The organism is Stenotrophomonas nitritireducens (genome assembly GCF_050984405.1).
GTDB lineage: Bacteria > Pseudomonadota > Gammaproteobacteria > Xanthomonadales > Xanthomonadaceae > Stenotrophomonas > Stenotrophomonas nitritireducens_B.
This window is the reverse complement of record NZ_CP158790.1, coordinates 3794412-3819197: the sequence shown is the minus strand read 5'-3', so window position 1 is coordinate 3819197 and position 24786 is coordinate 3794412. Positions and strand designations below refer to the sequence as shown.

Here is a 24786-nt window from a genome sequence, read left to right as displayed (position 1 = left end):
CCGCACGTTTCTGTCACGGTCCGCAGGAAAGCCGTGCCGGGCAAGCCCGGCACCTACGGGGTGCGCTGCCGCTGCAATGTGCAGGAGCGCACGTGCGGGCGCGTGGGCGCTGCCGCTTGCAGGGGCGTACGTGCAGGAGCGTCCTTCAGTGCCAGATGGGACGTTCCCGCTGATGCCCATCGCGCACGGATGTGCGCCCTCTGCCCACATGGGGCTCGCCCCACCGCTGCAACACTGCCATCCATCCGCCAGACAGGTCCGCCGGGAGCGGGCTGATACAATGCGCCGGCCGGCTCGCCGGCAACCACGAACGTCTTCAGGGCGGGGTGTAATTCCCCACCGGCGGTAGGTGCGCGGTTCCCCCGGGAACCTGCACGAGCCCGCGAGCGCCGAGGCCGGCATGCGAGTCCGCTCGCAGGAATACGCACCCTGCGCATTCCAACGGCCGAGGGTCAGCAGATCCGGTCCGATGCCGGAGCCGACGGTTGGCGATGCCGCGCACGCGGTGCCGCCTAGAGTCCGGATGAAAGAAGACGGCCAGCGCGCGGCCCCGGCCGTGCGTGCGCCTGTTTGCCTTGCGGCGTTTTTCGCTCTCCAACCGCGGGAAACGTTCATGAAAACCCTCTGCAGTTCCCTTCCGGTCGCCCGGCCCCTCTCCCTGCGGGAGGCGCGCTGATGTTCACCGGCATCATCGAAGGCGTCGGCCGCCTGGCCGCGCACGAACCCGTCGGTGGCGATGTCCGCTTCAGCTTCGAGGTCGGCAGCCTGCCGTTCGACAACGTGCAGCTGGGCGAGAGCATCGCGGTCAACGGCGTGTGCCTGACCGTGATCGCGTTCGACGCCACCTCGTTCCAGGCCGACGCCTCGACCGAAACCCTGGGCCTGACCACGCTAGGCCAGCTCGCCGTGGGCGCGGCCATCAATCTCGAACGTGCCATGCGCCCGACCGACCGCCTCGGCGGCCACCTGGTCAGCGGCCACGTCGACGGCATCGGCACGGTGCTGTCGATCGTCGACGACGCCCGCGCGCAGCGCTGGCGCTTCGCCGCGCCGGCGCCCTTGCTGAAATACATCGCGAAGAAGGGCTCGATCTGCGTCGATGGCGTCAGCCTCACCGTCAACGAGGCCGATGGCGAAGGCTTCGAGGTGGCGTTGATTCCGCACACCGTCGCCCACACCCGTTTCGCCCACACCGGCGTCGGCGACGCCGTCAATCTGGAAATCGACCTGGTGGCGCGCTATGTGGAAAAACTGATCGGAATGCCGGCCGACGGCCGGCATCTACAAGGCCAGGGAGCCAGCGCATGAACTTCGCCCCCGTCCCCGAACTGCTGGAAGAGATCCGCGCCGGCCGCATGGTGGTGATCGTCGACGACGAGGACCGCGAGAACGAAGGCGACCTGATCATGGCCGCCGAGCTGGTCAAGCCGTCGGACATCAACTTCATGGTCACCCACGGCCGCGGCCTGGTGTGCCTGCCACTGACCCGCGAGCGCGCCGGCCAGCTCGGCCTGGCGCCGATGGTGCGCGCCAACACCGCGCAGTTCCAGACCAACTTCACCGTCAGCATCGAGGCCGCCGAAGGCGTGACCACCGGCATCTCGGCCGCCGACCGCGCCCATACCATCCGTACCGCGGTCAGGGCCGATGCCAGGCCGTCGGACCTGCACCAGCCGGGCCACATCTTCCCGCTGATCGCCCAGCCCGGCGGCGTGCTGACCCGCGCCGGCCACACCGAGGCCGGCGTCGACCTGGCCATGCTGGCCGGGCTGGAGCCGGCCGGCGTGCTGGTGGAGATCCTCAACCCCGACGGCACCATGGCGCGGCGCCCCGAGCTGGAAGTGTTCGCGCGCGAGCATGGGCTGAAGATGGGCTCCATCGCCGACCTGATTGCTTACCGGCTGGCCACCGAGCACACCGTCGAGCGCGTGGACGAGCGCGAGGTCGACACCGAGTTCGGTGCGTTCACGCTGGTCACCTACCGCGACCGCATCGCCCACGACCTGCACTTCGCGCTGGTCAAGGGCCAGCCGGACCGGGACACGCCGACTCTGGTGCGGGTGCAGGTGGAGAACCCGCTGGCCGACCTGCTGCATTGGCGCCGCGACGATTTCGGCGTGGCCGCCACCGACGCGCTGCGCGCCATCGCCGCCGAAGGCCAGGGCGTGATGGTGGTGCTGTCGGCCCCGCGCGATTCCGACGCGCTGCTGGCGCGCCTGCGCCGCGAGCCGGAGGTGCGCCCGGCCGGCAAGGACAAGGACGTGGGCCAATGGCGCCGCAACGGCGCCGGCGCGCAGATCCTGGCCGACCTGGGCCTGGGCCGGCTGCGCGTGCTCGGCACCCCGCGCCGCCAGATCGGCCTGGCCGGCTACGGCCTGGAAATCGTCGAGACCGTCCAGCCCTGACGACCCGCCGTAGGAGCGGCTTCAGCCGCGATGGAGCTTTCCCGAAAACCCAAACCCGCGCCACCACAAGCGCGGGGCGTGGCCGCGAGGGACCCATCGCGGCTGAAGCCGCTCCTACGGGATGGCGACCTACACGGTAAACTGACCCACCTTTTGGACCGCTACGCCCCATGAGCCACTACGAAGGCGACCTCCGCCCGGCCGGATCGGCCCGTTTCGTCATCATCGCCAGCCGCTGGAACGCCCGCATCACCGACGTGCTGGTGGCCGGCGCGCGGCAGAGCCTGGCCGGCAACGGCATCGGCGAGGACGCCATCGACGTGGTGCGCGTGCCCGGCGCGTGGGAGATCCCGCTGGTCGCCGCGCGCCTGGCCGCCGCCGGCCGGCACGCGGCCATCATCACCCTGGGCTGCGTGATCCGCGGCGACACCCGCCACTACGAACACGTGGCCGACCGCTGCGCCGAAGGCCTGATGCGCGCGCAGCTGGACTTCGGCGTGCCGGTGCTCAACGGCGTGCTGGCGGTCGAACGCGTGGAGGATGCCGAGGCCCGCGCCGGCGGCAGCCACGGCAACAAGGGCGAGGAAGCCGCGCTGGCGGCGTTGGAAATGGTCAACCTTCTGGAGCAGCTGCCATGAGCAACAAGAACCACGGCAAGCCTGCCGGCAAGCCCTTCCGCCGCGACGGCGTCGATCCGGTGCTGCGCTCTCGCGCGCGCCGCCGCGCGCTGCAGGCGATCTACGCCTGGCAGATTTCCGGCGGCAACGCCGAGTCGCTGCTGGCCCAGTTCGCCCACGAGCAGGCGCATGAAGTGGCCGACCTGGTTTACTTCGAGAACCTGCTGCGCGGCGTGCTCGACCACCGCCGCGAACTGGACGAGGCGCTGGCCCCGTTCGTGGACCGCCCGGTGGAGGAGGTCGACGCGATCGAGCGCGCGGTGCTGCGCGTGGCCGCCTACGAGCTGCGCCACCGCATGGACGTGCCGTACCGCGTGGTGATCAACGAGGCCATCGAGACCGCCAAGCGCTTCGGCTCCGAGCACGGCCACACCTACGTCAACGGCGTGCTGGACCGTGCCGCCGTGGAATGGCGGAAGGTTGAATCGGGCCAGTGACGCCGCCGGCGCATGATCGCGCCGACGCTTCCACCACGACGCCGGGGCCGGCAGCATCGGCACCGGCGTTTTCGTTCCAGGACTGCCTGCCCATGAGCCTTGACGAGTTTGCCCTGATCGAACGCATCGCGCGCCGCACCCGCGCGCGCGCCGACATCGCGCTGGGCATCGGCGACGACGCGGCCCTGCTGCGGCCGGCGCCGGAGCAGCAGCTGGCGGTCACCGCCGACACGCTCAACGCCGGCGTGCACTTCCCCGTCGAGAGCGCGCCGGCCGACATCGGCTGGAAGGCGCTGGCGGTCAATCTCTCCGACCTGGCGGCGATGGGTGCGGCACCGGCGTGGTGCACGCTGTCGCTGTCCCTGCCGCAGGCCGACGCCGCCTGGCTGGACGCATTCGCCGACGGGCTGTTCGCGCTGGCCGACGCCAACGGCATCGCCGTGGTCGGCGGCGACACGACGCGCGGTCCGCTGTCGATCGCGATCACCGCGATGGGGCAGGTGCCGGTCGGGCAGGCGCTGCGCCGCGACGGCGCGCGGGTGGGCGACGACATCTGGATCAGCGGCCATCCCGGCGAAGCGGCCGGCGCGCTGCGGCTGTGGCAGCAGGGACGGCTGGACGTGCGCGTCGCCGTGGCCGACGAAGGCCACGAACGGCTGCGCCAGCGCCTGCAGCGGCCGACGCCGCGGCTGCAGCTGGGGCTGGCGCTGCGCGGGCTGGCGCATGCGGCGGCCGATGTGTCCGACGGCCTGCTGGCCGACCTCGGCAACATCGCCTCGCGCAGCGGCGTGGCCGCGGTGGTGCAGGCCGACGCCGTGCCATTGTCGCTGGCACTGCGCGCCGCGCTCGGCGCCGATGCCGCGCTGGGCTGCGCGCTGCGTGGCGGCGATGACTACGAACTGTGCTTCACCGCCGCGCCGGAACGGCGCGAGGCCCTGGAAACCCTGTCATCGACCCTCGCGCTGCCGCTGACGCGCATCGGCACGATCGCCGAAGGCCGCGGCGTCCGCTGCGACGGCGATGCGGGCGGGGAGCGCGCCGGCGGCTACCGCCACTTCGCCGGATAGCCGGCGGCCGCGCCGCCCTGTTTGCCGCCGCACCGGTCAGCGTGCGCCGGTCGGGTTGTGCGCGTCGGCCGGATAGGTGCCGTGGCCCTCGATCACCCGGTCGCCCGAGAAGCGCAGCACCTCGCTCACCCGCACGCCTTTCTGGTTGGTGTAGGCGATGACCACGGTATCGACGCCGGCGAATACCGCGTCGACGTGGAAGCGCAGGTCGGGAATGCGCGCCAGCCCCGCGCTCCAGTAGGCGCCGATGGCGGCCTTGCCGCGCAGCACGCCATCGGTTTCCGGCAGGAGCTGGCGGGCGAAGGGCGAGGTGAATACCGCTTCGTCATGGAAGTGCGCCAGCACCGCGTCCACGTCGTGCGCGTTCCAGGCTGCGGCCCAGTGCGCGGCGAACTGCGAGGGGTCGATGTCCATGGTCCGTGCTCGCTCGGTGGTGGAGGGCAGTCTAGCCGGCCGGCGGCAGCACCTTGCCCGGGTTGAGGATGCCGTCCGGGTCCAGCGCCTGCTTGACTGCGCGCATCGCCGCCAGCGTCGCCGGGGTGAAGGCCTGCGCCATGAAATCGCGCTTGGCCAGGCCGATGCCGTGCTCGCCGGACAGCGTGCCGCCCAGCGCGAGCGTCAGCGCGAACACCTCCGGCAGCGCCGCATGCGCGCGCGCGTTCTCGCCGGCATCGTCGGGGTGGTAGAGGATGTTCACGTGCAGGTTGCCGTTGCCGGCGTGGCCGAAGGTGACGATGGGCAGGTCGAAGCGCGCGGACAGCGCCTGCACGCCGGCCACCAGGTCGGGGATGCGCGAGACCGGCACCACCACGTCTTCGTTGATCTTGCCCGGCGCGATGCTCTTCAGCGCCGGCGACAGCGCGCGCCGCGCCGCCCACAGCTGCTCGCGCGCGCTGCCGTCCATCGCCACGTCCAGCGCCAGCAGGCCGTCGCCTTCGGCGGCCTGGGCCAGCGCATGCAGCACGCTGGGCAGGGTGTCGTCGTCGCCGTCGGCGTCGATCAGCAGCATCGCGCCGGCCTCGGGCACCTGCGCGCCGTTGCGGCGCAGCAGCGCCAGGCTGCGCGCGTCCATGAATTCCAGCGTGGTCGGCGTGGCCGGCTGCGTCATCACCCGCGACACCGCCGCCGCGGCGCTCTCCGCGTCGCGGTACAGCACGCGCAGCCCGGCCTGCGCGCGTGGGCGCGGCGCCAGCTTGAGTGTGGCTTCGACGATCAGCGCCAGCGTGCCTTCGCTGCCGACGATCAGGTGGGTGAGATCGTAGCCGGTGGCGTCCTTGGTCCACGGGCCGCCGCATTCGATGAGCTCGCCGGCGCCGGTCACCGCCACCAGCCCGAGCACGTTGTCGCGGCTGGTGCCGTACTTCACCGCGCGCGGGCCGCCGGCGTTGGTGGCCAGGTTGCCGCCGATGCTGCAGATCTCGAAGCTGGACGGGTCCGGCGGCCAGAACAGGCCATGCGGCTGCAGCGCCTGCTGCAGGTCGCCGTTGAGCACGCCCGGCTCGACCACCGCGCAGCGGTCGCCGGGACGCAGGGCGAGGATGCGGTTCATGCGCGCGAACGACAGCACGATGCCGCCGGCGGTGGGCACCGCCGCGCCGGTGGTGCCGGTGCCGGCGCCGCGCCCGACCAGCGGCACGCCATGCGCGCGGCACGCCCGCACGATGGCCTGCACCTGCTCGCGGCTTTCCGGCAGCGCCACGCCCAGCGGCAGCGCCTGCCGCCAGGAGTTGTCCTGCGCGTGCGCGGCCAGCGCGGCGGCGTCGGTGCGCCAGTGCGCGCCCAGCAGGGTGGAAAGCGTCTGGTCGAAAGCGGCGGGCAGGGACGTCATGGAATGCGGGAACCGGCAGGGGAACGGTATTGGATCAGGCGCCAGCCCAGCACGGCCAGTGCCAGCGGCAGCCACACCCAGCGCAGTTCGGACAGCACGGTCTGCAGGCCGCGCGCGCTGAAGAAGGCGTTGGCGAAGGGCGAAACGCGGATGGGCCGCCACGGCGCGAACAGGCGCGTGTCGCTCCACGGCCACCACAGCGCCACGCCGAGGCCGCCGGAAGTCAGCGCGTCGAGCAGCGGATGCGAAAGCGCGCAGGCGAAGACGAAGGCCGCGGCCTGCGCCCGTCCCGCATGCAGCGGCCGGTACAGCAGCAGGGCCAGCGCAGCCAGCACGCCGGCGAACAGCAGCGAGTGGCTGGCGCCGCGGTGGCCGAAGGCATCGGCGTAGGGCACGTTCAGGGCGAAGGCCAGCACGTCGGCGTCGGGCAGCATCGCGGCGGCGATGCCGGCGCCGAGCAGGCGCGTGGACACGCGGCCGCGTTCGCTGGCGCACCACAGGGCCAGCGGGACGGCGGCGTGGGTGAAGACGCTGGGCATCAGCAGTCGTCGGCGCGGAAGGCGTCGCGCAGCCAGTGCAGCCGCGGCGGCTCGCCGCTGGCCTCGACCACGTCGAAGCGGCAGGGCGCCTGCGCGTGGGCGGGGTGCGCCGACAGATAGAGCTGCGCGGCCAGCAGCAGTCGGCGGCGCTTGCCGGCATCGACCGAGGCGGCGCCGCCGCCGAATACGCTGCTGCGGCGGTAACGCACTTCCACGAAAACCAGGCTGGCTGCGGCCGGGTCGAACATCACCAGGTCCAGTTCGCCGCCGCGGTAGCGGACGTTGCCGGCCAGCCAGCGCAGGCCGGCGTCTTCCAGATGGCGGCGCGCGGCGGCTTCCACCGCCGCGCCGCGTGCGGCCTTGTCAGCGGCCATCACCGATCGGCACCGGCTGGCCACCGCTGAAGGTGGACCATGCCGGCGTGCGCAGTACGTTGCCGAAGCCGTCCAGGTGCAGCGTGCCGGTGGCGCCGGCCAGGCCGCCCTGGGTGCTGTTGGCCAGCTTTTCCAGGTAGGCGGTGATCTTCCAGGCGTCGAAGCCGAACGCGAACAGGCGTGCGGCGCCGCCGCGCGCGGTCGGCAGGGTCGAGGCCAGTTCGCTGGCCGCGGGCAGCCCCGCCGCGCCGCGCACGGTCCAGGCCTCGCTCGGGAAGGCGATGCCGTCCAGCGCCATGTCCTCGCCGGCCTTGCCGGTGCCGGACACCAGCTGCGAGGTGCCCACGCGCGTGGCGCCGCCGATGCCCGCCAGCGCCAGCTGCGGTGCCAGCGCACGCGCCTGCGAGCCCTTGACCGCCAGGAACACCGCATCGACCGCGCCGGCCTGGCGCAGGCGTGCGCTCACGTCGCCCGGGGCGTCGCCGACGCTGAGGCTGGCGGCGACCTTGCCGCCGCGCTCGGCGAAGCGCTCGCGGAAGGCGGCGGTGGCGCGGCGGCCGGTGTCGTCGTTGCTGCCGATCACCAGTACGTTGCCGCGCTCGCGCGCCAGCAGGTACTCGGCGGCCATGATGCCGTCGTCTTCCGGCGCCAGCGAGAAGCCGGCGCTGCCGGCCGGCGGGGTGTCCTTGCCGCGGTTGAGCGCGAGCAGCGGCACCTGCAGCGGCTCGCGGCCGAACAGCGCATCGACCTCGTCGCGGCCCAGCGGGCCGACCACGAAATCGGCGCCGCCGGCCACGGCCTTGTCGTAGGCGGCGATGGCGCCGGCCGGGGTGCCGCGGGTGTCGATGAAGTCGACCTGCGGACGGCGGCGGTACTCGGCGTAATAACCGGCGAGCAGGCCGTCGCGCACCGGCGCGGCGGCGGTGGCGAGGGTGCCGGACAAGGGCAGCAGCACCGCCATCTTCACCGGCGGCCGGTAGCCGTCCGCCTCGGCCGGCGGACGCTTGCCGGTATCCAGCTGCCAGGCGGCGTCGCGGTCGAACGGGCGCGGCAGCGGCAGGCCGCGGCCGATCAGGGCGCGGCCTGCGTGGTTGTAGAGCGGGTCGCCGGCCGGCAGCGCGGCGCTGCGGCTGGCGAGGGCGGCATCGTCCAGCCCGGCCAGCAGGCGGGTGATGGCGCGCTGGTTGTCGGTGCGGGCGCTGCCGGACAGCAGCACGCCGGCGCGGGCGCGGGCGCCGGCCGCGGCGAAGGCATCGCCGCCGGCTTCCAGCGCCTGGCCGCGGGCCAGGTGCCAGCGCGCCTGCTGCGCGGCGGGCAGCAGGTCCGGTTGCAGCGTGCCCTGCGCCTGCAGCACGGCCGCCGGCTGCTTGTCGGCCAGCGCCAGTTCCGCGGCCAGCAGCGCATGGCGCTGGCGGCTGGCGCCGGCCAGCTGGCGCACCTGCACCTGCGGCAGCAGCATGCGCGCGCGCGCATCGTCGCCGGCCTCGTGCCAGGCGAAGGCGGCATCGGCCAGCAACTGCGACCTGGTCGCGCCGCGCACCAGCGCGGCTTCGGCTTCCAGCTGCTGCGCGGCTTCGCGCGGCTTGCCCTGTTCGAGCAGGGCGATGGCGGCCTGCTGTCCGGGCGAAGCGGTCGGCGCCACGCCGGTGGTGGCGCAGCCGGCGAACAGCAGGAACGACAGGGACAGGACGGTGATCCGTGCGGCGGGCTTGTTCATTCGGGATCCGTTCAACGGCATGCGGCGGCGCCGGGTGGGGGACACGGTAGGATTCTAACCTTGCCCATGGAAAAGCCGATGATGCCCGCTGCCCCCGCCACCCTGTACGTCGTCGCCACGCCGATCGGCAACCTGTCCGACCTGAGCCCGCGCGCGCAGGAGGTGCTGCGCTCGGTGGCGGCGATCTGCGCCGAGGACACGCGCCATACCGGCCAGCTGCTGTCGCACTTCGGCATCAGCAGGCCGCTGGTGGCGCTGCACGACCACAACGAGGAGGCGATGGCCGAACGCGTGGTGTCGCGCCTGCTCGGCGGCGAATCGATGGCGGTGGTCAGCGATGCCGGCACGCCGCTGGTCAGCGACCCGGGCTTCCGCCTGGTGCGCGCCGCGCGCGCGGCCGGGGTGAAGGTGAGCCCGGTGCCCGGCGCCTGCGCCGCGATCGCCGCGCTGAGCGTGGCCGGCCTGCCCAGCGACCGTTTCGTATTCGAGGGCTTCCTGCCGGCCAAGGCCGCCGCGCGTCGCGAACGCCTGCAGCGGCTGGCCGGCGAGACCGGCACGCTGGTGTTCTACGAATCCTCGCACCGCATCGCCGACTCGCTGGCGGACATGGCCGCCGCGTTCGGCGACGACCGCCCGGCGGTGGTCGCGCGCGAACTGACCAAACTGTTCGAAACCGTGCTCGACGGAACCCTGGCGCAGTTGCGCGCGGCGGTCGATGCCGACGACAACCAGCGCAAGGGCGAGTTCGTGGTGATGGTGCAGGGCGCCGCCGACGATGAGGACGCCAAGGTCGCCGAAGGCCGCCGACTGTACGCCCGGCTCAACGAACACCTGCCGCCGTCCACCGCCGCCAAGCTCGCGGCCGAGCTGAGCGGCGCGCCGCGCAAGGCGCTGTACGGCGGTTGAGGCCAGGCCATGAATCGGGTGGGAGCGCGGCATGGGCGCAGATGAAGCGCCGCCTTCTGCCCGGGGGTGAGGCACCAGCCGCGGCGACAGGCGACGCGCACGCCGGAACCTGAAGCCTGTCCGGCGAACTTTCGCGGTAATGCCCGCAGCGCCGGCGCCAGCACGTACAATGCGCGCGGCGGAGTCGGCCGGACAGTCGCGTCGTTCCTTCGGGAGCGCCGAGGAAAGTCCGGGCTCCACAGGGCAAGGTGCCAGGTAACGCCTGGGCGGCGCGAGCCGACGGAAAGTGCAACAGAAAGATACCGCCTACGTCTCTTTCGGGAGGCCGGTAAGGGTGAAATGGTGCGGTAAGAGCGCACCGCGAGTCCGGCAACGGACCGGCACGGCAAACCCCACCTGGAGCAAGACCAAATAGGGACCTAATGGCGTGGCCCGCGTCGGGTCCGGGTAGGTTGCTCGAGCGCCACGGCGACGTGGCGCCTAGAAGAATGACTGTCCACGACAGAACCCGGCTTACAGGCCGGCTCCGCCGCTTTTCCCGCCCGGCGGGCGGGAAAAGCCCCAGTGTTTTGTACCGCGGAGGCGGTACAAAACATTGGGCCCCAGGCCCTTTGCCTTCCAGAACCCCGCGCCTGTCGGCGCGCCCCCTTTACTAAACCTGATTAGCGTCGAATCTCAGCCAGTGATCCGACCGGGGCTTACATCGGTAGGCCTCTGAGCGAGGGTGGTGTCATGGCGATGAATCGAGTGCAGTTCCAGTCGGGGTTGTCCTTGCCCCGCTTCCTACAGCGTTACGGGAGCGAGGCGCAGTGTATCCAAGCCTTGGTGCAGGCGCGTTGGCCGCAGGGATTTGTCTGTCCCCGTTGCCAGCACGCCGGCGCCAGCCGCTTCCAGCGCGGCGTCCAATGGCTGTGGCAGTGCCCGAAGTGCCGGGCGCAGACCAGCCTGACGGCCGGCACGTTGCTGGCCGGCACCAAGCTGCCACTGCGCACCTGGTGGCTGGCTATCTACCTGATTTGCCAAGCTAAAAATGGCGTATCAGCCTTGGAACTGATGCGTTGCCTGGGCGTGTGCTATCGCACCGCCTGGCGGATGAAGCACAAGCTGATGGCCGCCATGGCCCAAGGCGAAGCCGGTCGCCAGCTCCGTGAGCTGGTCCAGTTCGATGATGCCTATCTGGGTGGGGAGCATCCGCGTGGCCGCGGTGCCGGGCAATGGACCAACAAAGTGCCCTTCATCGCCGCAGTCGAGCTGCATCAGGGTCGCCCCCGGCATGTGCGCTTCGACCTGGTCGGCAGTTTCTGCCGCCAGGCGGTGCATCGCTGGGCGCAGCAGGCGCTGTGCCCGGGGACCCATGTGGTCAGCGATGGATTGAGTGCCTTCACCGCAGTGCAATGGGCCGGGATGAGCCATGAGCCTATTGTCGTGGGGACCGGGCGGCGATCGGTGCAGCAGCCACGGCTGCTCTGGATCAATACCGTGCTGGGCAATCTCAAGACGGCCCTGAGCGGTACTCACCATGCAGTGAAATTTGGCAAGTACGCACTGCGCTACCTGCGCGCCCACCAGTACCGCTTCAACCGGCGTTTTGACCTGGCCGGCATGACGGGTCAATTGGCCCAGGCCTTGGTCCGCGCTCAGCCGCTCTCCGAACCACGGATCCGAGAGCCGGCTGAGATTCGACGCTAATCAGGTTTACTAAAGGGGGCTGTTCTCCAGAGGGATGGCTTGGCTCGCTTCGCGTCGCGCTTTGGGGAAGGCCTGCATGGGCTTCCGGGTCGGCCGTTTTCGCGGGTCGGATGTCCTTGCCTTCCATGGCCCTGCGCCTGTCGGTGTGCGCCCTTTGCTAAAAGGGCTCTGCTCCAGAGGGATGGCTTGGCTCGCTTCGCATCGCGCATTGGGGGAGGCCTGCATGGGCGTCCGGGTCGGTCGTTTTCGCGGGTCGGATGTCTTTGCCTTCCATGCCCCTGCGCCTGTCGGCGCGCGTCCTTTGCTAAAAGGGCTCTGCTCCAGAGGGATGGCTTGGCTCGCTTCGCATCGCGCGTTGGGGGAGGCCTGCACGGGCTTCCAGGTCGGCCGTTTCTGCGGGTCAGATATCTATGCGGGTGTGGCCCAGGAAGACGCCCTGCGGGCCGAAACGGCGTTCGGCGATGAAGCCGCGCCCGTCGTGGCCGATCGCCACCAGGGTGCTGGCGCGGGTGCCGTAATCCTCGCCGCGGATGAAGGCGGCCGACAGGTGGCGTTCCAGCGGCAGCGCGATGCCGGTCGCCGGCAGGTCGGCGTCGGCCGGCCGCCATTCGTCGGCCAGGGCCGTCCACAGGTCGTCCAGCGGCGGATCGTCCTGCGCCAGCCAGTCTTCCAGGGCGGCCATCAGCCGGCGCGTCTTCGGCCAGGGCGCGTCGAGGGCACCGTTGGACATGCCGTGCATGCCCGGTGCCAGTGTTTGCCGGGCAAAGGGGCGATTGCCCAGGTAATGGCAGCCGTCGGCATCGGCCAGCAGCAGGTTGAACGGCGCGTAGTCGGCGGCGCCGGCCGCCAGCCGTTCGATCCGGTCCGCCGCGGTGGCCCCGGCGCCAGCCAGGTAGTCCGCGACCAGGGCCCCGCGCGAGGGCCCGCCGCTGGCGGCGGTCGGGTCGCGCACGTTGGTGATCACCGCGGCACGGCCGTTGCCGTCGATCCCCATCCAGGTGCCGCCCGAACGCAGGTCGCGGCCGGCGATCACGCCGTCCTGCGGCGGCGGCCAGCGGTCCAGCGCGGCGGTGGGGCGGGCATGGAACTCGTCGCGGTTTCCCGCCATGAACAGGCGCCAGCGGGGGTGGGACTTCCAGGCAAGAGCGACCAGGCACATGCCCGCCAGTGTGCCGCGTTGCGCGGACGCCGGCCATCGGTGCCTGAATGGCGGTCGCGCCGGGCTGGCGTTTTCACACGCCCTCTACACGACTGAATTTCATTGAAATCTCAAAATTTGAGACGAAACAGCAACTTGTGGATAAAGCTTGAACAAGTCTCTAAAGATCAGTGCAAGCCATTGATGTGAATGACGATTTTGCCCGCGAAAAGTTGTTGACAACCCTTCGCCCGCTGCTAAGGTGGTCATCCGAGGGAAAACCGGGTTTTTTGTGGTTTTCCGTGGTTCAATGACCGCCCAGGCGACATCAGGCACTGACAGGTAGAGACGGCGTGTTTCAAGGCGAGACGGCCATCACGGTTGACGACAAGGGACGCATGGCGGTGCCCACCGCCTACCGCGACCTGGTCGCGCGTGCGAGCGGCAACCGCCTGGTGCTGACCTACAACCCGTTCGAGGCCGGTTGCCTGTGGCTGTACGCCGAGAAGGAATGGGAGCGGGTGCGCGACGACGTGATGGCCAAGCCCAACACCCAGCGCGTGGTGCGCACCCTGCAGCAGAAACTTGTCGGCTCGGCCGCCCATCTGGAACTGGATGGCAATGGCCGCATCAGCCTGCCGTCCAGCCACCGCAACGCGGTCGGCATCGAGAAGAAGGCGGTGCTGATGGGCATGGGCGACAAGTTCGAACTATGGAGCGAGCAAGCGCATCGCGCACTGATCCAGCAGACGCTGTCTGACGAGGATCTGGGCGATGGGCTGCTCGATCTGAAGTTGTGAGCCGGGGTGCCCGGGTGCGCGGTCAAGCGCAGGCCGGTCACCCTCCGGTGTCGCAGCCGCCGGCGGCCCACCTGCCGGTGCTGTACACCCAGGTCCTGCAGGGCCTGAGGGTGATCGAGGACGGTACCTATCTGGACGGCACGTTCGGCCGTGGCGGCCACGCCGGCGGCGTGCTGCGCCAGCTCGGCCCGGAAGGGCGCCTGCTCGTCATGGACAAGGACCCGGAAGCCATCGCCGTGGCCCAGCGCGATTTCGCGCCGGACCCGCGCGTGGCGATCTACCGCGGCAGCTTCGCCGACCTGCTGGCCTGGGGCGAAACCGCCGCCGGCCTGGACGGCGTGCTGTTCGACCTGGGCGTGTCCTCGCCGCAGCTGGACGTGGCCGAGCGCGGTTTCAGCTTCGGCAAGGACGGCCCGCTGGACATGCGCATGGACCCGGACTCGGGCGAAAGCGCTGCCCAGTGGCTCAACCGCGCCGAGGAGCGCGAGATCGCCGACGTGCTGTGGACCTACGGCGAGGAGCGCCAGAGCCGCCGCATCGCCCGTGCCATCGTTGCCCGCCGCGCCAGCCAGCCGTTCGCGCGCACCGCCGAACTGGCCGAGCTGATCGCCTCGGTGATGCCGCGCGGCAAGGACAAGATCCACCCGGCCACGCGCAGCTTCCAGGCCATCCGCATCCACATCAACCGCGAGCTGGCCGACCTCGAGGCCGGGCTGGACGCGGCGATGGCGCGGCTCAAGCCGGGCGGCCGGCTGGCGGTGATCAGCTTCCATTCGCTGGAAGACCGCATCGTCAAGCAGTTCATGAACCGCCACGCCAAGGCGCCGCCGGCCAACCGCCGCCTGCCCGAGGCGGTCGCGTTCGTGCCGACGCTGGACCTGGTCGGCGGCGCCATCAAGGCCGAGGACGACGAACTGGCGGTCAACCCGCGTTCGCGCAGCGCGGTGCTGCGGGTGGCAGAGAAGCGGCCGGGACCGGGGACCGGGGACCGGGGACCCGGGAGAGCGGTGCATGCAAGCGGGGACGTACCGGCGAGCGATCTTCGGGTCCCGGGTCCCGGGTCCCCGGTCCCGGCCTCCCAAGGAAGCGCCCCATGAGCCGCCTGCTGCTGGTCGTGCTGCTGGCCTGCACCATCGCCTCGGCGATCGGCGTGGTGTTCATGCGCCACCGCCATCGCCAGCTGTTCGTCGAGCTGTCGCGGCTGGAACACGCGCGCGACGAGCTCAACATCGAGTTCGGCCGGCTGCAGCTGGAACAGGCCACGCTGGCGCAGGCCACGCGCGTGGACCAGGAAGCGCGCGGCCGCCTGGGCATGAAGTTCCCGGAAGCCGGCGACATCGTGGTGGTGAGGCCATGAACGCGCCCCGCCGCAACCGCAACCGCAGCCAGTTCAACCTGCGCAACCGCATGCTGATGGTCGGCGCGGGCCTGGGCCTGTGCGCGGTGACCCTGGTCGGCCGTGCCGCCTACGTGCAGCTGGTCAACAGCGATTTCTACCAGCGCCAGGGCGAGGCGCGCTATCTGCGCGAAGTGCCCATCGCCACCTCACGCGGCATGATCACCGACCGCAACGGCGAACCGGTGGCGGTGTCCACGCCGGTGGCCTCGATCTGGGTCAACCCGCAGGAACTGCTGCGCGCGCCGGGCCGCATTCCCGAACTGGCGCAGGCGCTGTCGCTGCCGGTGGACGAGCTGACCGCCAAGCTCACCCAGAAGGCCGACAAGGAATTCATGTACCTGCGCCGCCGGATGAACCCGGACGTGGCCGAGCAGATCGTCGCGCTCAAGATCCCCGGCGTGTTCGCGCAGCGTGAGTTCCGCCGCTATTACCCGCAGGGCGAGGCGATGGCCCACGTGCTGGGCTTCACCAACATCGACGACCACGGCCAGGAAGGCCTGGAGCTGGCCTTCGACGAATGGCTGCGCGGCAAGCCCGGCGCCAAGAAGGTGATCCGCGACCGCAAGGGCGCGATCGTGGAGAGCATCGACCTGGTGCGTCCGGCCGAACCCGGCAAGGACCTGACCCTGAGCATCGACCGCCGCATCCAGTTCCTGGCCATGCGCGAGCTGCGCAACGCGGTGGTCGAGAACAAGGCCGCCGGCGGTTCGGTGGTGATCATGGACGTGGCCACCGGCGAGATCCTGGCCATGGCCAACCTGCCGACCTACAACCCGAACGCGATCAGCGGCGCCACCCCGGACACGCGCCGCAACCGCGCCGTGACCGACCTGGTCGAGCCGGGTTCGACGATGAAGCCGCTGACCATCGCCACCGCGCTGCAGAACCACGTGGTCACCCCGGACACCATCATCGACACCAATCCGGGCTACCTGACGCTGGGCCGCTACACCATCCGCGACGTGCCGCGGAACAACGGCGTGCTCAACGTCACCGGCGTGATCACCCGCAGCTCCAACATCGGCGCGGCCAAGATCGTGGCGCGCCTGCCGGACCAGACCTTCTACGATTCGGTGCGCGCCTTCGGCTACGGCGTGGCGCCGCACAGCGGCTTCCCGGGCGAATCGGTGGGCGTGGTGCCGTCGCCGGGCAGCCCGGGCTGGTACGGCACCACCAAGACCACGATGTCCTACGGCTACGGCCTGGCGGTGACGCCGCTGCAGATCGCGCAGGCGTACTCGGCGCTGGCCAACGGCGGCCGCGTGATCCAGCCGACCTTCGTCAAGGGCCAGCACAACGAAGCGCGCCAGGTGATCGACCCGGAGGTCGCGCGTGAAGTGGTGCGCATGATGGAGACGGTGGTGACCCAGGGCGGCGCCAAGCAGGCGGCGATCCTGGGCTACCACGTCGCCGGCAAGACCGGCACGGCGCGCAAGAACGGCCCCAGCGGCTACGAGCGCGGCCACTACAACCTGCTGTTCGCCGGCGTGGTGCCGGCCACCAACCCGCGCTTCGCCGCGGTGATCGTGGTCAACGACCCGCGCGGCGCGCTGCAGTACGGCGGCCTGGTGTCGGCGCCGGTGTTCCACCACGTGATGGAGGGCACCCTGCGCCTGATGGACGTGCCGCCGGACGACATCCAGTCGTGGCTGGCGGCGCAGGCCGCCGGCAAGGTCGGCGGCAACCCGGTCAACAACCCGGCGGTGCTGCCGGTGCCGCAGGACGCGGCCGAACCCAATATCGACGCCGAATTCGATGCCGCCATGCCGACCGCCATCGCGCCACAGCCGGCCGCGCCGGAGGTGCGCCAGTGAACCGCACGATGAAGCTGTCGCAGCTGCTGCCGGACCTGGCGCTGGCGCACGATCCGCAGATCGGCGGGCTGGTGCTGGATTCGCGCCAGGTGCGCGCCGGCGACGCCTTCGTCGCCATCGCCGGTTTCGGCGCGCATGGGCTGGGCTTCGTCGCGCAGGCGAAAGCCGCCGGCGCCAGCGCCATCCTGTTCGATCCGCCGGCACCCGAGCAGCTGCCGGCACCGGCCGACGCCATCGCCGTGCCCGGGCTGCGCCAGCGCATGGGCGCGATGGCCGACCAGTTCCACGGCCATCCCTCGCGCGCGATGACGATGGTCGGCGTGACCGGCACCAACGGCAAGACCTCGACCGTGCAGCTGCTGGCCCAGGCCTGGCACCTGCTGGGCATCCGCAGCGGCAGCATCGGCACGCTCGGCGTCGGCCTGTACGGCGACGTGGTGCCGACCGGCTTCACCACGCCGCTGGTACTGCAGATGCATGAAGTGCTCGCGCAGCTGCGCGATGCGGGCGCGCAGGCGGTGGCGATGGAAGTCAGCTCGCACGCGCTGGACCAGGGCCGCGTCGATGCCGTGCACTACGACGTGGCGGTGTTCACCAATCTCACCCGCGATCATCTCGATTACCACGGCGACATGGCCAGCTACGGCGCGGCCAAGGCGCGCCTGTTCCACCGCGACGGCCTGAAGGCGGCGGTGGTCAACCTGGACGATGCCTTCGGCCGCGAGCTGATCGGCACCCTGGCCGCGGGCGTGCAGGCCATCGGCCTGAGCTCTGCCGGCCAGGCCGACGCCACCGTGCGCGCCGAGGCCCTGGTGCTGGACGGACAGGGCATCGGCTTCGAGCTGGTGATCGGCGCCGAGCGCCATGCGCTGCGCTCGCCGCTGCTGGGCCGCTTCAATGTCGACAACCTGCTGGCCGTGGCTGGCGCGCTGCATGCGCTGGGCCAGCCGGCGGCGACCATCGCCGGGGTGCTGGGCCGGCTGCAGCCGATCCGCGGCCGCATGAACCGCCTGGGCGGGCACGGCGAGCCGACCGTGGTCATCGATTACGCGCATACGCCCGACGCGCTGGAGCAGGCGCTGCGCAGCCTGCACGGCCACCTCGACGGCCGCCTGCTGTGCGTGTTCGGCTGCGGCGGCGAGCGCGATACCGGCAAGCGCCCGCAGATGGCGGCCATCGCCGAGAAACATGCCGACGTGGTGTTCGTCACCGACGACAACCCGCGCGGCGAGGATGGCGACACGATCGTCGCCGACATCATGGCCGGCTTCGCCGCGCCGGCGCGGGTGAACGTGCAGCGCGACCGCGCGCGCGCCATCGGCGCGGCCGTCGCCCAGGCCGGCCCCGGCGACATCGTGCTGGTCGCCGGCAAGGGCCATGAGCCCTATCAGGAGATCGCAGGCATCAAGCATCCGTTCGACGACACCGAGGTCGCCTCGCGAGCGCTGGCCAGCCGGCAGGCAGGCGCGCGGGCCGTGGCAAACGGAGGATCGGCATGAAGCGCACCCCGCTGTCGCTGATCGCGCACTGGGCCGGCGGCGAGCTGCATGGCGAGGATGCGAGCATCGATGCCATCGGCAACGACACCCGCACGCTGGCGCCGGGCAGCCTGTACGTGGCCCTGCGCGGCGAGCGCTTCGACGGCCACGACTTCGCCGCCGGCGCCGTGGAGAACGGCGCCAGCGCGCTGCTGGTCGAGCGCCTGCTGCCGCTGGACGTGCCGCAGGTGGTGGTCGCCGACGCCGAGCGGGCGCTGGCGAAGATCGCCACCGCGATGCAGCAGGGCCGCGCCACGCGCGTGTTCGCCATCACCGGCAGCAACGGCAAGACCAGCGTCAAGACGCTGCTGCTGGCGATCCTGCAGCACGTGGCGATGGTCGAGGGCCGCCAGGTCTACGCCACGCCCGGCAACCGCAACAACGAGATCGGCATGCCGCTGGCGGTGATCGACGCGCCGGAAGACGCCGACTTCGCCATCTACGAGATGGGCACCGGCAAGCCGGGCGACATCGCCTACCTCACCGCCATCGCCGCGCCGGACGTGGCCCTGGTCAACAACGTCGCGCCGGCGCACCTGGAGCGCATGGGCAGCCTGCTGGAGATCGCCAACACCAAGGCGGCGGTCTACGACGACCTGCGCGCCGGCGGCGTGGCCGTGGTCAACGCCGACGACGCGTTCGCCCCGTTCTTCGCCGACCGTGCCGGTACGCACCGGGTGATCCGCTTCGGCCTGGAGGCCAGCGCCGACGTCACCGCCACCGGCATCGCGCTGGCCGAAGCCGGCTCGCGCTTCCGCCTGCGCACGCCGCAGGGCGAGGCCGAGGTGGCGCTGCAGCTGCCCGGCCGCCACAACGTGCTCAACGCGCTGGCCGCCGCGTCGCTGGCGCTGGCCGCCGGCATCGCCCTGCCGCACGTCGCCGAAGGCCTGGCGCAGGCGCGCCCGGTCGCCGGCCGCCAGGTCGCGCACCTGCTGCCCAGCGGCGCGTTGCTGGTGGACGACAGCTACAACGCCAATCCCGGCTCGCTGGCCGCGGCGATCGCCGCGCTGGCCGCGGGCCGGGAAGAGGGCTGGCTGGTGCTGGGCGACATGCGCGAACTCGGCCCCGACGCGCAGGCGCTGCACGCGCAGGCCGGCGTGCGTGCGCGCGAAGTCGGCCTGAAGCGCCTTTACACGCTGGGGCCGCTGAGCCAGGCCGCGGCACAGGCCTTCGGCGAAGGCGCGCGGCACTTCGACAGCCACGCCGCGCTCGCCGCCGCGCTGGATACCGACCTTCATGCTGGCGTGCGTTGCCTGGTCAAGGGCTCGCGCGGCAGCGCCATGGACAAGATCGTGACCGCGCTGCTGGGGCGCGGCGAGGACACACCGCATGTTGCTTGAACTGGCCCGTTGGTTGCAGCAGCTGGACGACCTGTTCCGGCTGTTCAACTACCTCACCTTCCGCGGCATCCTCGCGGCGCTGACCGCGCTCGGCCTGTCGCTGTGGCTGGGGCCGGCGGCGATCCGCCGCCTGGCCCAGCTCAAGGGCGGCCAGCCGATCCGCAAGGACGGCCCGCAGTCGCACTTCTCCAAGGCCGGCACGCCGACCATGGGCGGCGGCCTGATCCTGCTGTCGGTGCTGCTCGCGGTGCTGCTGTGGGGCGACCTGCGCAACCGCTACGTATGGCTGGTGATGGCGGTGATGCTGTGCTTCGGCGCCATCGGCTGGTACGACGACTGGATCAAGATCGCCCGGCGCGACCCCAACGGCCTGAAGTCGCGCTGGAAGTACCTGCTGCAGTCGATCTTCGGCCTCGGCGCCGGCCTGTTCCTGTTCCATACCGCCGACGTGCCGGCGGCGCTGACCCTGTACATCCCGATGTTCAAGGCCATCGCGCTGCCGCTGGCCGGGATCAGCTTCGTGGCCATCGCCTACTTCTGGATCGTCGGTTTCTCCAACGCGGTCAACCTGACCGACGGCCTGGACGGCCTGGCGATCATGCCGACCGTGCTGGTCGCCTGCGCGCTGGGCGTGTTCGCCTACGCCTCGGGCAACGCGGTGTTCTCCAGCTACCTGCAGATCCCGCAGATTCCCGGCGCGGGCGAGCTGGTGATCATCTGCGCGGCGATCGCCGGTGCCGGCCTCGGTTTCCTGTGGTTCAACACCTATCCGGCGATGGTGTTCATGGGCGACGTCGGCGCGCTGGCGCTGGGCGCGGTACTGGGCACCATCGCCGTGATCGTGCGCCAGGAGCTGGTGCTGGTGGTGATGGGCGGCGTGTTCGTGATCGAGACGCTGTCGGTGATGATCCAGGTGGCCAGCTTCAAGCTGACCGGCAAGCGCGTGTTCCGCATGGCGCCGATCCACCACCACTTCGAACTCAAGGGCTGGCCCGAGCCGCGCGTGATCGTGCGTTTCTGGATCATCTCGGTGGTGCTCGTGCTGATCGGCCTGGCGACGTTGAAGGTGCGCTGATGGACGATACCGCGCGCCAGGCGACCCGGCTCGAAGCGATCGGCGGCCACTACGACAAGTGGTTGCTGGGCGCGGCCGTGGCGCTGGCGTCGCTGGGCATCGTGATGGTGGCGTCCAGCTCCATCGCGCTCACCCAGAGCCCGTTCTACTACCTGACCCGCCACCTGGTGTTCATCGGCATCGGCCTGGTGCTGGCGGTGGTGGCCATGCGCGTGGAGCTGCGCGAGGTGGAGAAGTACAACCACCTGCTGCTGCTGGGCTGCTTCGCGCTGCTGGTGGTGGTGTTCGTGCCCGGCCTGGGCAGCACCGTCAACGGCGCGCGCCGCTGGATCAACCTGGGCTTCTCCAAGTTCCAGACGGTGGAAGCGGTGAAGGTGCTGTACATCGTCTGGTTGTCCAGCTACCTGGTGCGCTTCCGCGACGAGGTCAACGCCACCTGGCAGGCGATGCTCAAGCCGGTGGGCGTGGTCGGCGTGCTGGTCGTGCTGCTGCTGCTGCAGCCGGACTTCGGTTCGTCGATGCTGCTGCTGGGCATCACCACCTGCATGCTGGTGCTGGGCGGCGCGCAGCTCAAGCGCATCATCCTGCCGGTGCTGCTGATGCTGCCGGCGCTGGTGCTGCTGGTGATCTTCGAGCCGTACCGCATGCGCCGCGTCACCTCGTTCATGGACCCGTGGGAAGACCAGCTGGGTTCGGGCTACCAGCTGTCCAACGCGCTGATGGCGATCGGCCGCGGCGAATGGACCGGCGTGGGCCTGGGCGCGTCCATCCAGAAGCTCAACTACCTGCCCGAGTCGCATACCGACTTCATCTTCTCGGTGATCGCCGAGGAGCTCGGCTTCGCCGGCGTGTGCACCATCGTCGCGCTGTACGCGCTGCTGGTCGGGCGCGCGTTCTGGCTGGGCATGCGCTGCATCGAGATGCGCCGCCACTTCTCCGGCTACATCGCCTTCGGCATCGGCCTGTGGATCGGCCTGCAGACCTTCGTCTCGATCGGCGTGAACCTGGGCATGTTGCCGACCAAGGGCCTGACCCTGCCGCTGATCTCCTCCGGCGGCTCCAGCGTGATGATGACCTGCGTGGCCATCGGCGTGCTGCTGCGCGTGTCGTGGGAGTACAACCGCGCGGTGCGCCGCCAGGAAGTGCGCGAGGACGCCGACGTGGCCGACGCGCCGGCCGCCGACGCCGCGCAGCCGGTCGAGCCGGCCACCGCCACCGCGATCGCCGCGGCCATGCAGACCAGCGCCGCGCGCGGCACCAGCCGCATGCAGCAGCGGGTCGAACCCACGTTCGGGAGGATTGCGTGATGGCCGATCCTGCGCAGAAGCCGGCACATGCGCGCCCGGTGCTGATCATGGCCGGCGGCACCGGCGGGCACATCTTCCCGGGGCTGGCCGTCGCCAGGGTGCTGCGCGAGCGCGGCATCCCGGTGACCTGGCTCGGCGCCGACGGCGCGATGGAAACCCGGCTGGTGCCGCAGCACGGCATCCACATCGACACGCTGGCCATCTCCGGCCTGCGCGGCAAGGGCAAGCTGGCGCTGCTGGGCGCGCCGCTGCGGGTGCTGCGCGCGATCCGCGCCGCCGGTTTCATCCTGCGCGAGCGCAACCCGCGCGCGGTGGTGGCCTTCGGCGGCTTCGCCTCCGGTCCCGGCGGCATGGCCGCGCGCCTGCACGGTTTCCCGCTGCTGGTGCACGAACAGAACCGCGCCCCGGGCATGACCAACCGCATCCTGTCGCGCTTCGCGCGGCGCCTGCTCACCGGTTTTCCGGGCAGCTTCGCCGACGCCCGTGAAGAGGCGGTCGGCAATCCGGTACGCGCCGAGATCGCCGCGCTGCCGGCGCCGGAGCAGCGCCTGGCCGGGCGCGACGGCCCGATGCGGCTGCTGGTGCTGGGCGGCAGCCAGGGCGCGCGCCCGCTCAATACCGCCGTGCCGAAGGCGCTGGCCGCGCTGGGCGCGGGCGTCGCCATCGAGGTCTGGCACCAGTGCGGCGAGAAGCTGCACGGCGAGGCGCAGCAGGCCTACCGCGACGCCGGCGTCGACGGCCGCGTCGACGCCTTCATCCAGGACATGGCCGCGGCCTACGCCTGGGCCGACCTGGTGGTGTGCCGTTCCGGCGCCTCCACCCTGGCCGAACTGTGCGCGGTGGGCATCGGCAGCGTGCTGGTGCCGTTCGCCGCGGCGGTGGACGACCACCAGACCCGCAACGCCGAATACCTGGTCGAGCGCGGCGCCGCCGAGCTGCTGAAGCAGGACGACGCGCTGGCCACCAACCTGGAAGGCGTGCTGCGCGCGCTCGCCCACACGCCCGCCCGCCGCCTGCAGATGGCGCAGGCCGCGCGTGCGCTGGCCAAGGTCGACGCGGCCGAACGCATCGCAGACATCATCCTGGAAGAAGCCGGGACCGGGGACCCGGGACCAGGGACCCGGGAACAGCAAAGACAGGAATCCATGCATACGAACGACAACGGGCAAGCGCGCGTCGCCGCTGCTTCTTCGCCTTTCCCCGGTCCCGGATCCCGGGTCCCGGGTCCCGCTGCCTCCAGCGGAGGCGCCCCATGATCCGCCGCCTCCACGACACCACGGACCTGGTCCGCGCCTTCCCGCGCGTGCATTTCGTCGGCATCGGCGGCACCGGCATGAGCGGCATCGCCGAGGTGATGCTGACCTTGGGCTATGAGGTCTCCGGCTCGGACAACGCCGACAACGCCGCCACCCGCCGCCTGGCGCGGCTGGGCGCGCGGGTGATGCGCGGGCATTCGGCCGCCAACGTGCTCGGCACCGACTGCGTGGTGGTGTCCAGCGCGATCCGCGAGGACAACCCCGAGCTGATGGAGGCGCGCAGCCAGCGCATCCCGATCATGCCGCGCGCGGCGATGCTGGCCGAGCTGATGCGCTTCCGCCGCGGCATCGCCGTGGCCGGCACGCACGGCAAGACCACCACCACCTCGCTGACCGCCGCGGTGCTCAGCGAAGGCGGGCTGGACCCGACCTTCGTGATCGGCGGGCAGCTGCTGGCCGCCGGCGCCAACGCCAAGCTCGGCGGCGGGCAGTGGCTGGTGGCCGAGGCCGACGAGAGCGACGGCAGCTTCCTGCGCCTGAACCCGCTGGTCGCGGTGATCACCAACATCGACGCCGACCACCTGGAGAACTACGGCAACGACTTCGCCCGCGTGCAGGCGGCGTTCGCCGAGTTCCTGCAGCGCCTGCCGTTCTACGGCCTGGCGGTGCTGTGCATCGACGACCCGGAAGTGGCCGCGCTGGCCACGCAGACCCCGCGCCACGTCATGACCTACGGCATGAACGGCAACGCCGACGTGCGCGCCGAGGACGTGGAGCAGGACGGCGCGCGCATGCGCTTCACCCTGCGCCTGCCCGAGGGCAGCAGCGTGCCGGTGACGCTGGCGCTACCGGGCCGCCACAACGTGCTCAACGCGCTTGCCGCCGCCGCCATCGGCTGGCAGCTGGGCGTGGCGCCGGAAACGATCGCCGCCGCGCTGGAGAAGTTCGAAGGCGTGGGCCGCCGCTTCAACGACCTGGGCGTGGTCACCACCGCCAAGGGCGCGAAGGTGCGGCTCATCGACGACTACGGTCACCACCCGCGCGAACTGGCCGCGGTGTTCGCCGCGGCCCGCGGCGGCTGGCCGGCGCAGCGGCTGGTGGTGGCGTTCCAGCCGCACCGCTACAGCCGCACCCGCGACCAGTTCGACGCGTTCGCCGCGGTGCTGTCGGAAGTGGACGCGCTGGTGCTCAGCGAGGTCTACCCGGCCGGCGAGGCACCGATTCCCGGCGCCGACTCGAAGTCGCTGGCCCGCGCCATCCGCGCGCGCGGCCGCAGCGAACCGGTCGTGGTCGGCCACGCCCACGACCTGGTGTCGGTCCTGCCGGACGTGCTGCGCGACGGCGACCTGCTGCTGATGATGGGCGCCGGCGACATCGGCCACGTCGCCCAGCAGATCGCCACCGGCGGGTTCCAGGAGGCGCGGGACGAATGACGGCCTGCCTGCTTCCGCCGGCGCGTACCCCGACCATGGCCGATGCC

23 protein-coding genes, 1 other RNA gene and 1 riboswitch are annotated in these 24786 nt (G+C 71.3%); of the genes, 18 read left to right on the top strand and 6 right to left on the bottom strand.

Annotated features, from left to right (window positions below; translation table 11 throughout):
* Nucleotides 1-308 precede the first annotated feature (308 nt).
* Nucleotides 309-539, top strand: a riboswitch (FMN riboswitch).
* Between the two features lie 136 nt (nucleotides 540-675).
* The 5 genes from ABTV91_RS17110 to thiL all read left to right on the top strand — a co-directional run bounded on the left by ABTV91_RS17110 (nucleotide 676) and on the right by thiL (nucleotide 4586).
* On the top strand, nucleotides 676-1308 hold the full coding sequence (locus ABTV91_RS17110; protein ID WP_433852508.1) for a riboflavin synthase: 633 nt from the start codon (nucleotides 676-678) through the stop codon (nucleotides 1306-1308).
* On the top strand, nucleotides 1305-2405 hold the full coding sequence (gene ribB, locus ABTV91_RS17105; protein ID WP_433852507.1) for a 3,4-dihydroxy-2-butanone-4-phosphate synthase: 1101 nt from the start codon (nucleotides 1305-1307) through the stop codon (nucleotides 2403-2405). Before ABTV91_RS17110 ends, ribB begins: the two co-directional genes overlap by 4 nt.
* A gap of 170 nt (nucleotides 2406-2575) precedes the next feature.
* On the top strand, nucleotides 2576-3043 hold the full coding sequence (ribH, locus tag ABTV91_RS17100) for a 6,7-dimethyl-8-ribityllumazine synthase (RefSeq protein WP_433852506.1): 468 nt from the start codon (nucleotides 2576-2578) through the stop codon (nucleotides 3041-3043).
* Nucleotides 3040-3519, top strand: a complete 480-nt coding sequence (gene nusB, locus ABTV91_RS17095; RefSeq protein ID WP_433852505.1) for a transcription antitermination factor NusB — start codon at nucleotides 3040-3042, stop codon at nucleotides 3517-3519. The genes ribH and nusB overlap by 4 nt, the downstream gene beginning before the upstream one ends.
* A gap of 92 nt (nucleotides 3520-3611) precedes the next feature.
* On the top strand, nucleotides 3612-4586 hold the full coding sequence (thiL, locus tag ABTV91_RS17090; RefSeq protein ID WP_433852504.1) for a thiamine-phosphate kinase: 975 nt from the start codon (nucleotides 3612-3614) through the stop codon (nucleotides 4584-4586).
* 36 nt (nucleotides 4587-4622) lie between these two features.
* Here the strand turns inward: thiL and ABTV91_RS17085 are convergent, their stop codons facing one another.
* Genes ABTV91_RS17085 through ABTV91_RS17065 form a run of 5 tightly spaced genes read right to left on the bottom strand, consistent with a single transcriptional unit; the run spans nucleotide 4623 to nucleotide 9044 of the window.
* Complete coding sequence (locus tag ABTV91_RS17085; protein WP_433852503.1) at nucleotides 4623-5000, bottom strand: nuclear transport factor 2 family protein; 378 nt, start codon at nucleotides 4998-5000, stop codon at nucleotides 4623-4625.
* A 31-nt stretch (nucleotides 5001-5031) separates the two neighbouring features.
* Nucleotides 5032-6414 (bottom strand): FAD-binding oxidoreductase, encoded by a 1383-nt coding sequence (locus ABTV91_RS17080; protein WP_433852502.1) that lies wholly within the window; start codon nucleotides 6412-6414, stop codon nucleotides 5032-5034.
* On the bottom strand, nucleotides 6411-6953 hold the full coding sequence (locus tag ABTV91_RS17075) for a metal-dependent hydrolase (protein ID WP_433852501.1): 543 nt from the start codon (nucleotides 6951-6953) through the stop codon (nucleotides 6411-6413). The genes ABTV91_RS17080 and ABTV91_RS17075 overlap by 4 nt, the downstream gene beginning before the upstream one ends.
* Complete coding sequence (locus ABTV91_RS17070; protein ID WP_433852500.1) at nucleotides 6953-7327, bottom strand: YraN family protein; 375 nt, start codon at nucleotides 7325-7327, stop codon at nucleotides 6953-6955. The genes ABTV91_RS17075 and ABTV91_RS17070 overlap by 1 nt, the downstream gene beginning before the upstream one ends.
* The gene (locus tag ABTV91_RS17065; protein WP_433852499.1) at nucleotides 7317-9044 is read right to left on the bottom strand and encodes a penicillin-binding protein activator; all 1728 of its coding nucleotides are present in this window, start codon (nucleotides 9042-9044) and stop codon (nucleotides 7317-7319) included. Before ABTV91_RS17065 ends, ABTV91_RS17070 begins: the two co-directional genes overlap by 11 nt.
* A gap of 81 nt (nucleotides 9045-9125) precedes the next feature.
* Between ABTV91_RS17065 and rsmI the strand changes: the two genes are divergently transcribed.
* From rsmI to ABTV91_RS17050, 3 genes are all read left to right on the top strand, one after another.
* Nucleotides 9126-9950 carry a 16S rRNA (cytidine(1402)-2'-O)-methyltransferase gene (gene rsmI, locus ABTV91_RS17060; protein ID WP_433852498.1) on the top strand — a complete coding sequence of 275 codons (825 nt, stop codon included), beginning with the start codon at nucleotides 9126-9128 and terminating at the stop codon, nucleotides 9948-9950.
* Between the two features lie 180 nt (nucleotides 9951-10130).
* Nucleotides 10131-10482, top strand: an RNA gene (gene rnpB, locus ABTV91_RS17055) — RNase P RNA component class A.
* Between the two features lie 200 nt (nucleotides 10483-10682).
* Nucleotides 10683-11639, top strand: a complete 957-nt coding sequence (locus ABTV91_RS17050; RefSeq protein ID WP_433852497.1) for an IS1595 family transposase — start codon at nucleotides 10683-10685, stop codon at nucleotides 11637-11639.
* Between the two features lie 400 nt (nucleotides 11640-12039).
* Here ABTV91_RS17050 and ABTV91_RS17045 read toward each other — a convergent pair whose 3' ends face one another.
* Nucleotides 12040-12798 carry an NRDE family protein gene (locus tag ABTV91_RS17045; RefSeq protein ID WP_433852496.1) on the bottom strand — a complete coding sequence of 253 codons (759 nt, stop codon included), beginning with the start codon at nucleotides 12796-12798 and terminating at the stop codon, nucleotides 12040-12042.
* 332 nt (nucleotides 12799-13130) lie between these two features.
* On the opposite strand from ABTV91_RS17045, the gene mraZ reads away from it, so the two are divergent.
* From mraZ to murC, 10 genes are read left to right on the top strand one after another with little or no spacing between them, the layout of a single operon-like run.
* Nucleotides 13131-13577, top strand: a complete 447-nt coding sequence (mraZ, locus tag ABTV91_RS17040) for a division/cell wall cluster transcriptional repressor MraZ (RefSeq protein WP_433852495.1) — start codon at nucleotides 13131-13133, stop codon at nucleotides 13575-13577.
* A gap of 14 nt (nucleotides 13578-13591) precedes the next feature.
* On the top strand, nucleotides 13592-14674 hold the full coding sequence (rsmH, locus tag ABTV91_RS17035; protein WP_433854216.1) for a 16S rRNA (cytosine(1402)-N(4))-methyltransferase RsmH: 1083 nt from the start codon (nucleotides 13592-13594) through the stop codon (nucleotides 14672-14674).
* Nucleotides 14671-14934 (top strand): cell division protein FtsL, encoded by a 264-nt coding sequence (ftsL, locus tag ABTV91_RS17030; protein ID WP_054667605.1) that lies wholly within the window; start codon nucleotides 14671-14673, stop codon nucleotides 14932-14934. Before rsmH ends, ftsL begins: the two co-directional genes overlap by 4 nt.
* Nucleotides 14931-16790 (top strand): peptidoglycan D,D-transpeptidase FtsI family protein, encoded by a 1860-nt coding sequence (locus ABTV91_RS17025; protein WP_433852494.1) that lies wholly within the window; start codon nucleotides 14931-14933, stop codon nucleotides 16788-16790. The genes ftsL and ABTV91_RS17025 overlap by 4 nt, the downstream gene beginning before the upstream one ends.
* Before the next feature lie 8 nt (nucleotides 16791-16798).
* Nucleotides 16799-18289 (top strand): UDP-N-acetylmuramoyl-L-alanyl-D-glutamate--2,6-diaminopimelate ligase, encoded by a 1491-nt coding sequence (locus ABTV91_RS17020; RefSeq protein ID WP_433854215.1) that lies wholly within the window; start codon nucleotides 16799-16801, stop codon nucleotides 18287-18289.
* Nucleotides 18286-19668, top strand: coding sequence for a UDP-N-acetylmuramoyl-tripeptide--D-alanyl-D-alanine ligase (locus ABTV91_RS17015; protein ID WP_433852493.1), 1383 nt, complete (start codon nucleotides 18286-18288; stop codon nucleotides 19666-19668). The genes ABTV91_RS17020 and ABTV91_RS17015 overlap by 4 nt, the downstream gene beginning before the upstream one ends.
* Nucleotides 19658-20743: a phospho-N-acetylmuramoyl-pentapeptide-transferase gene (mraY, locus tag ABTV91_RS17010; RefSeq protein WP_433852492.1), complete on the top strand. Its 1086-nt coding sequence runs from the start codon at nucleotides 19658-19660 to the stop codon at nucleotides 20741-20743. The genes ABTV91_RS17015 and mraY overlap by 11 nt, the downstream gene beginning before the upstream one ends.
* Complete coding sequence (ftsW, locus tag ABTV91_RS17005; protein ID WP_433852491.1) at nucleotides 20743-22050, top strand: putative lipid II flippase FtsW; 1308 nt, start codon at nucleotides 20743-20745, stop codon at nucleotides 22048-22050. Before mraY ends, ftsW begins: the two co-directional genes overlap by 1 nt.
* Complete coding sequence (gene murG / locus ABTV91_RS17000; protein ID WP_433852490.1) at nucleotides 22050-23306, top strand: undecaprenyldiphospho-muramoylpentapeptide beta-N-acetylglucosaminyltransferase; 1257 nt, start codon at nucleotides 22050-22052, stop codon at nucleotides 23304-23306. Before ftsW ends, murG begins: the two co-directional genes overlap by 1 nt.
* The gene (murC, locus tag ABTV91_RS16995) at nucleotides 23303-24739 is read left to right on the top strand and encodes a UDP-N-acetylmuramate--L-alanine ligase (RefSeq protein WP_433852489.1); all 1437 of its coding nucleotides are present in this window, start codon (nucleotides 23303-23305) and stop codon (nucleotides 24737-24739) included. Before murG ends, murC begins: the two co-directional genes overlap by 4 nt.
* The last annotated feature ends 47 nt before the right edge of the window (nucleotides 24740-24786 follow it).

Coding starts and splice junctions, on each gene's coding strand:
- ABTV91_RS17050 (WP_433852497.1), top strand. CDS start 10,683: ATGGCGATGAATCGAGTGCAGTTCCAGTCGGGGTTGTCCTTGCCCCGC.
- ABTV91_RS17065 (WP_433852499.1), bottom strand. CDS start 9,044: ATGAACAAGCCCGCCGCACGGATCACCGTCCTGTCCCTGTCGTTCCTG.
- ABTV91_RS17020 (WP_433854215.1), top strand. CDS start 16,799: ATGAAGCTGTCGCAGCTGCTGCCGGACCTGGCGCTGGCGCACGATCCG.
- ftsW (WP_433852491.1), top strand. CDS start 20,743: ATGGACGATACCGCGCGCCAGGCGACCCGGCTCGAAGCGATCGGCGGC.
- nusB (WP_433852505.1), top strand. CDS start 3,040: ATGAGCAACAAGAACCACGGCAAGCCTGCCGGCAAGCCCTTCCGCCGC.
- ftsL (WP_054667605.1), top strand. CDS start 14,671: ATGAGCCGCCTGCTGCTGGTCGTGCTGCTGGCCTGCACCATCGCCTCG.
- ABTV91_RS17110 (WP_433852508.1), top strand. CDS start 676: ATGTTCACCGGCATCATCGAAGGCGTCGGCCGCCTGGCCGCGCACGAA.
- ribH (WP_433852506.1), top strand. CDS start 2,576: ATGAGCCACTACGAAGGCGACCTCCGCCCGGCCGGATCGGCCCGTTTC.
- ABTV91_RS17070 (WP_433852500.1), bottom strand. CDS start 7,327: ATGGCCGCTGACAAGGCCGCACGCGGCGCGGCGGTGGAAGCCGCCGCG.
- ABTV91_RS17025 (WP_433852494.1), top strand. CDS start 14,931: ATGAACGCGCCCCGCCGCAACCGCAACCGCAGCCAGTTCAACCTGCGC.
- rsmI (WP_433852498.1), top strand. CDS start 9,126: ATGCCCGCTGCCCCCGCCACCCTGTACGTCGTCGCCACGCCGATCGGC.
- murG (WP_433852490.1), top strand. CDS start 22,050: ATGGCCGATCCTGCGCAGAAGCCGGCACATGCGCGCCCGGTGCTGATC.
- ABTV91_RS17075 (WP_433852501.1), bottom strand. CDS start 6,953: ATGCCCAGCGTCTTCACCCACGCCGCCGTCCCGCTGGCCCTGTGGTGC.
- ABTV91_RS17085 (WP_433852503.1), bottom strand. CDS start 5,000: ATGGACATCGACCCCTCGCAGTTCGCCGCGCACTGGGCCGCAGCCTGG.
- murC (WP_433852489.1), top strand. CDS start 23,303: ATGATCCGCCGCCTCCACGACACCACGGACCTGGTCCGCGCCTTCCCG.
- ABTV91_RS17015 (WP_433852493.1), top strand. CDS start 18,286: ATGAAGCGCACCCCGCTGTCGCTGATCGCGCACTGGGCCGGCGGCGAG.
- ABTV91_RS17080 (WP_433852502.1), bottom strand. CDS start 6,414: ATGACGTCCCTGCCCGCCGCTTTCGACCAGACGCTTTCCACCCTGCTG.
- ABTV91_RS17045 (WP_433852496.1), bottom strand. CDS start 12,798: ATGTGCCTGGTCGCTCTTGCCTGGAAGTCCCACCCCCGCTGGCGCCTG.
- thiL (WP_433852504.1), top strand. CDS start 3,612: ATGAGCCTTGACGAGTTTGCCCTGATCGAACGCATCGCGCGCCGCACC.
- mraY (WP_433852492.1), top strand. CDS start 19,658: ATGTTGCTTGAACTGGCCCGTTGGTTGCAGCAGCTGGACGACCTGTTC.
- ribB (WP_433852507.1), top strand. CDS start 1,305: ATGAACTTCGCCCCCGTCCCCGAACTGCTGGAAGAGATCCGCGCCGGC.